The sequence below is a fragment of the Herbaspirillum lusitanum genome (genome assembly GCF_026127345.1).
Lineage (GTDB): Bacteria > Pseudomonadota > Gammaproteobacteria > Burkholderiales > Burkholderiaceae_D > Herbaspirillum > Herbaspirillum lusitanum.
The window spans coordinates 177,906-189,582 of the sequence record NZ_QXFG01000012.1 but is presented as its reverse complement, the minus strand read 5'-3'; the positions used below and the strand labels follow the sequence as shown (position 1 = coordinate 189,582).

Annotated in this window: 11 protein-coding genes; 3 read left to right on the top strand and 8 right to left on the bottom strand. The window is 58.9% G+C overall.

All coding sequences use genetic code 11. The features are described 5' to 3' along the window. Nucleotides 1–16 precede the first annotated feature (16 nt). Entirely contained in the window at nucleotides 17–610 is a 594-nt protein-coding gene (locus DXT88_RS18450) for a LemA family protein (protein ID WP_016833298.1), read from the bottom strand. Nucleotides 611–730: 120 nt separating this feature from the next. Between DXT88_RS18450 and pyrF the strand changes: the two genes are divergently transcribed. Further along, nucleotides 731–1,549, top strand: coding sequence for an orotidine-5'-phosphate decarboxylase (pyrF, locus tag DXT88_RS18445; RefSeq protein WP_265215513.1), 819 nt, complete (start codon nucleotides 731–733; stop codon nucleotides 1,547–1,549). 118 nt (nucleotides 1,550–1,667) lie between these two features. On the opposite strand, the gene DXT88_RS18440 is transcribed toward pyrF, so the two are convergent. The 3 genes from DXT88_RS18440 to thiL all read right to left on the bottom strand — a co-directional run bounded on the left by DXT88_RS18440 (nucleotide 1,668) and on the right by thiL (nucleotide 3,795). After that, entirely contained in the window at nucleotides 1,668–2,147 is a 480-nt protein-coding gene (locus DXT88_RS18440) for a CinA family protein (protein WP_029363228.1), read from the bottom strand. Between the two features lie 149 nt (nucleotides 2,148–2,296). Beyond that, the gene (locus DXT88_RS18435) at nucleotides 2,297–2,833 is read right to left on the bottom strand and encodes a phosphatidylglycerophosphatase A family protein (protein ID WP_265215512.1); all 537 of its coding nucleotides are present in this window, start codon (nucleotides 2,831–2,833) and stop codon (nucleotides 2,297–2,299) included. Further along, nucleotides 2,830–3,795, bottom strand: coding sequence for a thiamine-phosphate kinase (gene thiL, locus DXT88_RS18430; protein WP_265215657.1), 966 nt, complete (start codon nucleotides 3,793–3,795; stop codon nucleotides 2,830–2,832). Before thiL ends, DXT88_RS18435 begins: the two co-directional genes overlap by 4 nt. A gap of 252 nt (nucleotides 3,796–4,047) precedes the next feature. On the opposite strand from thiL, the gene DXT88_RS18425 reads away from it, so the two are divergent. Then, a complete protein-coding gene (locus DXT88_RS18425; protein ID WP_016833302.1) occupies nucleotides 4,048–6,360 on the top strand; it encodes an NADP-dependent malic enzyme in 2,313 nt (770 codons plus the stop codon). A gap of 165 nt (nucleotides 6,361–6,525) precedes the next feature. Here DXT88_RS18425 and DXT88_RS18420 read toward each other — a convergent pair whose 3' ends face one another. Both DXT88_RS18420 and DXT88_RS18415 read right to left on the bottom strand, forming a co-directional pair. Continuing rightward, on the bottom strand, nucleotides 6,526–8,667 hold the full coding sequence (locus tag DXT88_RS18420; protein ID WP_265215511.1) for a TonB-dependent receptor: 2,142 nt from the start codon (nucleotides 8,665–8,667) through the stop codon (nucleotides 6,526–6,528). A 346-nt stretch (nucleotides 8,668–9,013) separates the two neighbouring features. After that, nucleotides 9,014–9,691 carry an alpha/beta hydrolase gene (locus DXT88_RS18415; protein WP_265215510.1) on the bottom strand — a complete coding sequence of 226 codons (678 nt, stop codon included), beginning with the start codon at nucleotides 9,689–9,691 and terminating at the stop codon, nucleotides 9,014–9,016. Nucleotides 9,692–9,817: 126 nt separating this feature from the next. Here DXT88_RS18415 and DXT88_RS18410 point away from each other — a divergent pair, with 126 nt between their 5' ends. Then, a complete protein-coding gene (locus DXT88_RS18410; RefSeq protein ID WP_016833306.1) occupies nucleotides 9,818–10,453 on the top strand; it encodes a hypothetical protein in 636 nt (211 codons plus the stop codon). 10 nt (nucleotides 10,454–10,463) lie between these two features. On the opposite strand, the gene mog is transcribed toward DXT88_RS18410, so the two are convergent. Together mog and yjgA are read right to left on the bottom strand one after the other, a co-directional pair. After that, nucleotides 10,464–11,078 carry a molybdopterin adenylyltransferase gene (gene mog / locus DXT88_RS18405; protein ID WP_265215509.1) on the bottom strand — a complete coding sequence of 205 codons (615 nt, stop codon included), beginning with the start codon at nucleotides 11,076–11,078 and terminating at the stop codon, nucleotides 10,464–10,466. Further along, the gene (gene yjgA, locus DXT88_RS18400) at nucleotides 11,062–11,664 is read right to left on the bottom strand and encodes a ribosome biogenesis factor YjgA (RefSeq protein WP_016833308.1); all 603 of its coding nucleotides are present in this window, start codon (nucleotides 11,662–11,664) and stop codon (nucleotides 11,062–11,064) included. The genes mog and yjgA overlap by 17 nt, the downstream gene beginning before the upstream one ends. Nucleotides 11,665–11,677 lie beyond the last annotated feature (13 nt).

Here is an 11,677-nt window from a genome sequence, read left to right as displayed (position 1 = left end):
AGGGATTAGCTCAAACTCATTTGCCGAAATTGACGGCGGGCGCAGTGGAAATCGCTTTCTCGTTCTCAACCGTGAAGGACGGCTTGACCGGATAGCTGAAAATCTTGGCGGTGATGTTGGTCGGGAAGCTGCGCGCGAGCACGTTGTATTCCTGCACCGAGGCGATGTAGCGTTGGCGCGCCACGGTGATGCGGTTTTCGGTGCCTTCCAGTTGCGACTGCAGGTCGCGGAAGCTGGTGTCGGCCTTCAGTTGCGGATAGTTTTCCGACACCGCCATCAGGCGCGACAGCGCCGACGACAGCTCGCCTTGGACCTGCTGGAACTTGTTGAAGGCTTCCGGATTGTTCAGCACTTCCGGCGTGATCTGGAAACTGGTTGCCGCAGCGCGGGCGCGGGTGACGGCTTCCAGCGTTTCTCTTTCGTGCGAGGCGTAACCCTTGACGGTGTTGACCAGGTTGGGAATCAGGTCGGCGCGGCGCTGGTACTGGTTGACGACTTCGCTCCAGGCGGCCTTGGTGGCCTCATCCTTGGCCTGGAAGTCGTTGTAGCCGCAGCTGCTCAGCGTCAGGACGGAAGCGGCGATCGCCAGCCATGCAAACCATTTTTTCATTGTGTGCCTCAAGAAGATGGGAAGATTCAATACTGTGCTTACTACTGCCGGCGCCGTCAAGCGGGTGGAGCGGGCTGCGGGCGCGTTACAATATCGCATCTTTGCATATTAAGGCTTACCGTGACATTTATCGAACAATTATCCGCTGCGTGGAAGACCAACAATTCGCTGCTATGCGTCGGCCTCGACCCGGATATCGCCAAATTTCCCGCACAGTGGAAGGACCGGCCGGACGCCATTTTCGCTTTCTGCAAAGGCATCATCGATGCCACCGCCGACGTCGCCTGTTCGTTCAAGCCGCAGATCGCCTATTTCGCCGCCCTGCGCGCCGAAGACCAGCTGGAAGAAATCTGCCGCTACATCCGCACCACCTATCCGCATATTCCCATCGTGCTGGACGCCAAGCGCGGCGACATCGGCGCCACCGCCGAACAATATGCACGTGAAGCCTTCGAACGCTATGGCGCGCAGGCGGTGACGGTCAGTCCGTACATGGGGTTCGACTCGGTCGCGCCATATCTGGAATGGAAAGACCGCAGCGCCATCGTGCTGTGCCGCACCTCGAACGCGGGCGGTTCCGATCTGCAATTCCTGACGGTCGACGGCGTGCCGCTGTACCAGCACGTGGCGCGCCTGGTGGCCGACAAATGGAACACCAACGGTCAGTGCGGCCTGGTGGTCGGCGCGACTTTCCCGGAAGAACTGGCGCAGGTGCGCAGCATCATCGGCGACATGCCTTTGCTGGTGCCGGGCGTGGGTGCGCAGGGCGGCGACGTGGCGGCGACGGTGAAGTCGGGCAAGACGGCAAGCGGCAGCGGCATGATGATCAATTCTTCGCGCGCGATTTTGTATGCGAAGCCGCAAGATGGCGAAGACTACGCCGCAGCGGCGCGCCGCGTGGCGCTGGAGACGCGCGACGCGATCAATCAGTATCGCTGAGGAAACGTACCGGCTTGCCGAACGAGTCCCAATCCGCAACCGAAAAAAACAGAGCCGCCGCGATCACTTCGCTGCGGCTCTTTTTCATGCGTGCTTTTTCATACACCTTACCGGCCATTCAGGTCAGCAGGCGCAGCAAGCCTTGCAGGGAATGCACCACAGCTTGCTCACGCACTGCGCGGCGGTCGCCGCTGAACACCAGGCGTTCGGTAAAGGTCTGGTCGCCGACCTTCCAGCCGAAACAGACGGTGCCGACCGGCTTGCCCGGCACGGCGCCACCCGGGCCGGCGATGCCGGTGGTGGAAACGGCGACGTCGGAACTGCTGTTGGCAATCGCGCCTTCCGCCATGGCGGCGGCGATTTCTTCGCTGACTGCGCCGTGCTGTGCGATGAGCGCTTCGGAAATCTCCAGCAATTCGTTCTTGGAGGCGTTGGAATAGGTGATGAAGCCGCAGTCGAACCATTCCGAAGAACCGGCAATTTCGGTAATGGCCTGGGCGACGCCGCCGCCGGTGCAGGATTCGGCGGTGGAAAGCAGCAAATTCCTGGCTTTGAGCGCGAGTCCGACGCGCGCGGCGAGATCAGTCGAAGTGTCCATGTTGATGTCATCCTTCAGGGTTGGCGGGTGGTCAACGTGATGGGAGCGACGCACGTGTGAATGCACGTCGGCATGAAATATTCAATGGAATATTCATCGAATAATTCGTCGCATTCCCATGTCTTCAGCATACTCTTGTTGAAGCAGTTTTACATGGAGCGCCAGAACGCAAATACCAACAGCGTATAAAACGCCGCCACGATGTCGTCCCACATCACGCCGAAGCCGCCCTTGAAGCGGCGATCGAAATAAGCGATCGGCGGCGGCTTGACCATGTCGAACACGCGGAACCAGAAGAAGGCCCAGCATTGCGTCTTGAAGTCGGCCGGCGTCAGCACCACCAGCACCAGCCAGAACGCGATGATTTCATCCCACACCATGCTGCCGTGATCGGGCGCGCCGAGGTCGCGTCCGGTGCGGTGGCAAGCCCACACGCCGACGAAGAAACCGATGAAGACGATCAACAGCCACGTCAACGGCGTGAAGATCGCGGGCCAGCGCAGGTTCAGCACCGCATACGCCAGCCAGGCGAACAGCGTGCCGGAGGTGCCCGGCATGATCGGCGAGAGGCCGCTGCCGAAACCCTGCGCCAACAGGCGCGCCGGATGCCCCAGCATGAAGCGCGCGGTCGGGCGCACCGGTTTGGTCGAATACGCCTTGCGGCCCGGCTCTATTGTTGTTGTCATGAACTGAAATGGTCGAAGGAAGAAGGCGTCAGGTCGAGCGGTTCACCGCCCGCATCCACCAGGCGCAGGCCCGGTGCAGATTCGATGACGCCGACGCGGGTGACGCCGACGCCGGCTTGTTCCGCCGCCGCAAGCACCTGTTCGCGCCGGTTTTGCGGCGCGGTGAAACAGAGTTCGTAGTCGTCGCCGCCCGACAGTGTGAAGGAGCGGCGCAGCGTCTGTGTTTGCGTGCGCAGCACCGGGCCGGCCGGCAGCGCGTCGACATCGAGGCGTGCGCCCACATGCGAGCGCGCGAGGATATGGCCGAGGTCGCCGGCCAGTCCGTCGGAGATGTCGATGGCGGCATGTGCAATGCCGCGCAGCGCCATGCCGAGCGCCACGCGCGGCGTCGGCTGGTGCATGCGACCGGCCGCGGCATGCAGTGCCTCTGCATCAAGTGCCAGTTCCTTGCGATAGCCTGCCAGCGCCAGCCTTGCATCGCCGAGCGTGCCGGAAATCCAGATGTCGTCGCCGTCGCGCGCGGCATCGCGGCGCAAGGCCTGGGTGAACGGCACTTCACCGAACACAGTGATGCTGATCGTCAGCGGTCCCTTGGTGGTGTCGCCGCCGATCAGTTCGCAGCCGTGTTCGTCGGCCAGTTTGAGCAAGCCCTGCGAGAACGGCGCCAGCCAGTCTTCCCGCGCCTCGGGCAGCGCGAAAGCCAGCGTGAAGGCGATCGGCTGCGCGCCCATGGCGGCCAGGTCCGACAGATTGACGGCCAGGCATTTGTGGCCGAGCGCATACGGATCGGCGTGCGGGAAGAAGTGACGGCCCTCGACCAGCATGTCGGTCGACACCGCCAATTGCATTCCCGGCGCCGGCGTCAGCAGGGCGCAGTCGTCACCGACGCCGAGCGCGGCGCGACTGTCCTGCGCCATCGGACGCGTGAAATAACGGGAGATAAGTTCGAATTCGCTCAGCATGGGCGTGATTGTACCCAATACCTCAGACATATTACGCGTTCGCCTTCGATGAATTTCGGTGCATCCGCGAGGGCTATTTTGGTGCGCATTGGTAGGACCACCAGCCCGGCTGTTTTACCCGCGGAACCCGCACCGGCAAAGGCTCGCCGAATGTCGCGGTGCACCATAAATCGCCTGCATCCGCGCTATGAGAGCGGGCCGAGCTCTGCTAAAATCGCAGGTCTTCGACAAGTCTAAAAGAGAACGCAGAGTATGGATTCGATGATCAGCAAGAAAGAAGAATTGCGTCAGCAACTTCGCCAGGCAGCGCTGGAGTACCATGAATTTCCAACGCCGGGCAAGATCAGCGTCACGCCCACCAAGCTTTTAACCAATCAACGAGACCTCTCTCTGGCGTACTCGCCGGGCGTGGCTGCGGCCTGCGAAGAAATCGTTGCCGATCCGGCCAACGCTTTCAAATACACCGCGCGCGGCAACCTGGTCGCCGTCATCAGCAACGGCACCGCCGTGCTGGGTCTGGGCAACATCGGCCCGCTGGCTTCCAAGCCGGTGATGGAAGGCAAGGCCGTGCTGTTCAAGAAGTTCGCCGGCATCGACGTCTTCGACATCGAAATCAACGAGACCGATCCGGACAAGCTGTGCGACATCATCGCTTCGCTGGAACCGACCTTCGGCGGCATCAACCTGGAAGACATCAAGGCGCCGGAGTGCTTCTACATCGAGCGCAAGCTGCGCGACCGCATGAAGATCCCGGTCTTCCATGACGATCAGCACGGCACCGCGATCATCGTCGGCGCAGCGATCCTGAACGGCCTCAAGGTCGTCGGCAAGAGCATCAAGGAAGTCAAGCTGGTGGTCTCCGGCGCGGGTGCTGCGGCGCTGGCCTGCCTGGACCTGATCGTCGATCTCGGCTTCCCGATCGAAAACATCTACGTCACCGACCTGGCCGGCGTGGTCTACAAGGGCCGCACCGAACTGATGGATCCGGACAAGGAACGCTTCGCTCGCGAAACCGATGCGCGCACCCTGGCCGACGTCATCCCCGACGCCGACATTTTCCTCGGCGTATCCGCCGGCGGCGTGCTCAAGCAAGACATGGTCAAGAAGATGGCTCCGCGTCCATTGGTGCTGGCGCTGGCCAACCCGACGCCGGAAATCCTGCCGGAAGATGTCATGGCGGTGCGCGACGACGCGATCATCGCGACCGGCCGTTCCGACTATCCAAATCAGGTCAACAACGTCCTGTGCTTCCCGTACATCTTCCGCGGCGCGCTGGATTCCGGCGCGACCACCATCACGCGCGAGATGGAAATCGCCGCGGTGCACGCGATTGCCGATCTGGCGCAAGCCGAGCAATCCGACATCGTTGCTGCGACTTACGGCGTGACCAACTTGTCGTTCGGTCCGGAATACATCATCCCGAAGCCGTTCGATCCGCGCCTGATGATCAAGATCGCCACTGCGGTGGCGCGCGCTGCGGAGACCTCCGGCGTCGCTGCCCGTCCGATCAAGGACATGAGCGCCTACGCCGAAAAGCTGGAGCAGTTCGTCTACCACAGCGGCACCTTCATGCGTCCGATCTTCCAGGCCGCCAAGAAAGCGCCGGACGCCAAGAAGCGCATCGTTTTTGCCGAAGGGGAAGAGGAACGCATCCTGCGCGCCGTGCAGGTCATCGTCGACGAATGCCTGGCCAAGCCGATCCTGGTCGGCCGTCCGGAAGTGCTGGAACAGCGCATCAAGAAATTCGGTCTGCGCCTGCGTCCGAACGTCGACTTCGAAGTCATCAACCCGAACTTCGACAGCCGCTATCGGGATTATTGGCAGACCTTCCTGGAAATGACCAAGCGCCGCGGCGTCACCGAGCAATACGCCAAGCTGGAAATGCGCCGTCGCCACACACTGATCGGTTCCATGGCGATCCACAAGGGCCACGCCGACGGCATGATCTGCGGCACCTACGGCACCACCCAGCTGCATTTGCACTACATCGACCAGGTGCTGGGCAAACGCGAAGGCGTCAACGTCTACGCCGCCATGAACGGCGTCATCCTGCCGAGCCGCCAATTGGTATTGGTTGATACGCACGTCAATGAAAATCCGACTGCAGAGCAACTGGCGGAAATCACCATCATGGCTGCGGAAGAAATGCGTCGCTTCGGCCTGCACCCACGTGCAGCGCTGCTGTCGCATTCCAACTTCGGCTCCAGCAACAGCGAGTCGGCCGTCAAGATGCGTACCGCGCTGAAGTTGATTCAGGAACAGGCGCCGGAACTGGAAGCCGACGGCGAAATGCACGGCGACACCGCGCTCGATCCGAAGCTGCTGGCGCAAATCATGCCGGATTCGCCATTGAAGGGCGACGCCAACCTGCTGGTGATGCCGAACATCGATGCCGCCAACATCGCCTACAACCTGTTGAAGACGGCATCCGGCAACGGCGTGGCCATCGGCCCGATCCTGCTGGGTTGCGCCAAGCCGGTGCACATCCTGACGGCATCGGCAACGGTGCGCCGTATCGTCAACATGACGGCATTGTGCGTCATGGATGCGATGTCGGAGCGTTGATTCGGATCGCCTGAATCGATTGATTCAAGCTTAAGAACAAAGCGGCGCATTTCGAAAGAAATGTGCCGCTTTTGTATTTGCCATTCGAATAAGAAGGGCGGGTGGTAAAGACGAAAAAATGCCGCCCGAATTTCATCGACCGGCATTTTTGTTGAGTGCGTCTGATCAGAACATGTAACGTGCTGTCAACTCAACACTGCGAGGCGAGCCTGGCATGATGCCGGAGTCGTTGTTCGCCGAAATGTAATAAGACTTGTTCAAGACGTTCTTCAGATTCAGCGTCACATTGATACCCTTCGGTGAAGGACGGTAGTAGGCTGCCATGTCGACTGTAGTGAAAGACGGAAGCTTCACTGCATTGTCGAGGGCTGCGTAGTTCTCGCCTCGATAGGTCAGGCCACCGCCAACTTGTACCCCAGGCACCCATTGATCGAGTGACTTGAGCGTCCACAGGCTGGCAGTATGGCGCGGTGTCAGGCTAGGAGTCTTGCCTTCGATCGGCGTATTGGTTGCCGATGTGAAAGGTGCCCTCGTGGTGCCCAGCGCCTTGGTGATCTTGGAGTCCATATACGAGTAACCTGCAATAACTTGCCATCCCTTGGCAACTTCACCGGTAAAGCTCAACTCCAGGCCCTTCGTCTCTTGCTGGCCAACTGGAATTAGTAGATTGGTGACAGGGTCAGTGTATTTGACATTGGTGCGGACCAATTGGTAAATCGCTGCATTGAAGCTAGCGCGACCCTCGAACAAATCGATCTTGGTACCGATTTCCAGATTGCGCGTATTTTCCGGCGTCAACTGGGCATTGGTCGTCGCAATTGCACCGCCTTCACCGGATGGCTGGAACGACTTTGAGTACGACGCGTAGTAGCTTTGGTTGGCTGTCGGTTGCCATACCAGTCCGGCGCGAGGAGAAAATGCGTTGTCGGTACGATCCAAATTTGCACCACTTAACTGGTCTTTATACTTTTGTCCAAAGCGGTCAAAACGTACGCCGAGCAGGGTCTTCAATTGCGACGTCAGACTGATGAGATCTTGAATATAGATCCCTGCTGTATCGAGAGTTGCCACGCCTTTATTCTGCGGCGCGGTAGCCACTGTGAACGGCAGATTCTGTAAAACCGGGTTGAGCAACGAAGTCGTGTAAGCGTATGGCGCCGCAGTCGAATTATTGACGTATTGATACTTGTTTTGCTCGCCGAATTCCACGCCTGCCAAGATTTGATGGCGCATGCCGCCTAGTATCATGTCGTGCGTCAATTCAGTCTGATTGAACCACCCATATTCATGACGCGCAATATTTCCGCGTGACAGTTGGACTGTCGGTATCGCCAGCGTGTCGTTGATCGTGCCGGCACGAGTGTGGTTGCGATCCAGCGTGTAATCGAAGTAACGGAAAGTGTTGCTGAATGAAGTTTTATCCGATAGGCGCAGTTTGTATTGTGCCGTAGTCGATTGCACTTCGGATTCGGTGTAGTCGTTGGCACTGGCGTTAAGAGCGCCGTAGTACGTGGACGGGGAGACATTCGCCGGTGCGCCGCGATAACCTGGAACTCCGAAGTCGATAGCACGCCTCTGGTGCTGATAATCGTATTGCAGCAACAGACTTTGATTACCATCTTTCCACAGCAGACTTGGAGAAATGTCCTTGTTTTTGAGGTAGCCCTGACTGCGATAGCTACCAGAATCTTCATATGCACCATCAATGCGAAATGCAAGCGAATCGCCGACAGGGCGATTGATGTTGAATTCGGTGCGTTTCAGGTCGTTGCTGCCGACGGTGACGCCAACTTCCGCCGATGGTGTGAAATCAGGTTTCTTCGTAATGCGATTGATCAAGCCGCCAGACGAGCCTCGACCATAGAGTACGGCAGCAGGGCCTTTCAGAATTTCAATGCGGTCAATGTTGTACAGATCACGGAAATATTGCGAATCGTCGCGTACGCCATCTAGCAGGATGTCATACAGCGCGGTAAAACCACGAATCACGAATGCATCACGTTGACCGTCACCCGTTGCAATACCGACGCCGGGAACATTTTTCATCACATCCTGAAGTGAGCGCGCGCCTTGATCCCGCATGACGTCCGACGTGATCACATTGACGGTCTGTGGCACATCTTTTTGCTGCGCTTCGATTTTTAGGCCGGTGGTGGTATTCGTAGGGGCGTAGTTTTCGCCAGGTTCGCGTTGTCCGCTGACTTCTATGGAAGGTAAAGTCTGAGCCGATGCTGTTTGGAAAGAAACGCCGCTTGCCAACGCAAAAACGGCGACCGCGACAGCGCGTAATCGCAATGAGTAGTACATAAATCCTCAGGAAAGGGGAGTTGGGTGATGCTGGCTTGAGAAACAGGACGTTTCGCTGGCTATAAATACTAATGAGAATGATTATTATATTTGTTTTGTAAGGATTTGTAACTATTGGTTCTGCCCTAAAGACCTCCACCCAACAGGACTTGCGAGGTTTTCTTTAGGCAACCTCGCGGATGGAATTTGTCAGTGAATAAGTAAGGACCTTGCGCAGCCAGAATACAAAACGACAATATTTTCGTGAGTGATTTAACTAATCCAAAAAGAAAAAAGCCCCCGAGATACGAAGGCTTGATTTTGAATTTCTTTTCTAGGTAACCCACTCTGGGAATTTGACCTGCACTTACTTCGGCAATACCCGTCCCAGCCAATGGCCGATGTCTTCAATTTCTTCCAAGCACACTGAGTGCTGCATCTGATATTCGTGCCATTCAATTTGATAGCCCAGCGTGTTCAGCAGATTGCGTGACTGCTCGGCGCGTTGCATCACCACGACAGGATCCTGGCGACCATGTGCCATGAATACAGGGGTTGTCTGGTTGACTGAATGTGCTTCTGCTGCGATGGTCGCGGCCAGCGGCAGGTAGCCGGACAGGCACATCAGGCCGGCAAGTTTTTCCGGGTGGCGCAGGCCGGTTTGAAGCGTCATCGCGCAACCTTGCGAGAAGCCTGCCAACACGATGCGTTCGGCCGGAATGCCGCGCGCCTTTTCCCTGGCGATCAGCGCTTCGACCAGCGCCTGCGAGGCGCGCAGGCCGGGTTCGTCTTCGCGGCGCACCAGGTCGGGCGTGAAGATGTCGTACCACGCGCGCATCACGTAGCCGCCGTTGATGGTCACCGGCATGGTCGGTGCGGTCGGGAAGATGAAGCGGATGGCCTGGCTGCCGGACAGATCGAGTTCGCGTACGATGGGCACGAAGTCGTTGCCGTCGGCGCCGAGGCCGTGCAGCCAGATCACTGCGGCGGTGGGATTGGGAGCGGATTCGATTTCGATGGTCTGGAGCGGGGCGGGTGCGGACATGTATTTTCTTCGGGTCAGGTTTGCGCAGCTTGGTGCACAATAACGTTTTACGGCGGAGATGCCGGAAGCGCCATGATACGACGATCCCGGCGGAAAATCTCCGGCTTGCCCCGATGGAGACCCACGATGAAAAAAATCGCCGCGCTGCTGGCTTGCGCCCTGACCTTGACTGCAACTCTGGCCGCGATGCCGGCGGCGCACGCTGCGCAGGAAGGCAGCCTATTCCAGCCCAATGGCGAGAACCTCATCATCCAGCCGCCTTCCGGCTGGCGTCTGGCCTACATGAACGGCGATCCGAATGGTGACTACGTGGTCGAATTCCTGCCGCAGAATGAAAGCCATGACTCCTGGCGCGAAGGCTATATGTCGGTACAGCGCGGCGCGGCTTCCGTCAGCCCCGGTGTGCACATGTCGACGCAGATCGTGCAGCGCGTGCTGCAAGGCGCGCAAAACGGTTGCTCCGGGCACTTCACGCCGATGAAGCAGAAGGATTCCATGACCAATGGCGCGTACACCTCGATCAGCGGCGGCTTTTGCGATCGCTATGGGCCGGCAGCGCCATTCGGTGAAGGCAGTCTGGTGGCGGTCATTGAGGGAACGAAGAATTTGTTTCTGGTGCAGTTCGGCTGGCGGCCATCGACCCCGAACGAACTGAATGGCTATCCCTTGCGCATCACGCCGCAGCGGCTGCAAGTGCTGCTTGATCAACTCAATCGTGCGATGTTGTGCGGCGGCGCAGATCAGCTGACCTGCCCGCGTTGAAGAGGATTGCTTATTTGGGCGGGCGTATCGCCGACTTGGGACGAAAAGCCTTGCAGACCGCTTCGTTGGTCTCGATGTAAGGACCGCCGATGAGGTCGATGCAGTAAGGTACGGCGGCGAAAATGCCGGCGACCTGTTGTTTGCCGTCGGCATCCCTGACGCCTTCCAGCGTTTCGCGGATGGACTTGGGCTGGCCCGGCAGGTTCATGATCAGGGCGGCGCGATCATTCGTTTCACGAATCACCGCGACCTGGCGCGAGAGGATGGCGGTCGGCACGAATTGCAGGCTGATCTGGCGCATCTGCTCGCCGAAGCCCGGCATTTCCTTGGTGGCTACCGCCAGCGTGGCTTCCGGCGTGACGTCGCGGCGCGAAGGGCCGGTGCCGCCGGTGGTCAGGACCAGGTCGCAACCGACCACATCAACCAGCTCGATGAGCGTTTGTTCGATCTGTGCGCGGTCGTCGGGGATCAGGCGGGTTTCCATACGCCACGGGCTGGCCAGCGCGGCGCCGAACCATTCTTGCAGCGCCGGAATACCCTTGTCTTCGTAGACGCCGCCGGATGCACGATCGGAGATCGACACCAGGCCGATCAGCAGTTCGTCCGGATCAGTCTTCGTGCTCATCGTCCAACTCGTCCGCGTCGTCGTCCGCAGCGTTGCCGCTACGCGATGCAGCCTGCAGTTGCTTGAGGATCTGGAAAATTTCGCGATACGCCTTGGGCGGCTTGTTTTCGGCCTGTTCCTTGCGGGCATTGCGAATCAACGTGCGCAGGTGCTGCGCGTCGAGATCGGGATGCTGGGCAAGCAATTCAGTGAGGGCGTTGTCGTCTTTCAACAACTTTTCGCGCCGGCGTTCGAGTGCGTGCATGGAGGCGGTGTCCGCTTTGGACAGGCCGCGCCAGCTGTCGAGCGTCTTCTGGATGGCGGCAATTTCGTGCTCCTCCAGCGTGCGCATCTTCTTGCCGACGAATTGCATCTGGCGACGACGACCTTCGTGATCCTTGATCTGCTGGCATTCGAGGATGACGTCACGTACGTCTTCGGGCATGGGGACGCGCTTGACGCGGTCGCGCGGCTCGGCAACCAGTTCTTCGCCCAGTTTCTGCAACGCGGTCATGTCGCGTTTCAGTTGGGATTTGGAGGGACGGTCGTATTCCTGCTCGAATTCGTTGGATTGGAAGCCGCAGGACCCGCGATTGGGATTTGGCATGATTCAGAAAAAT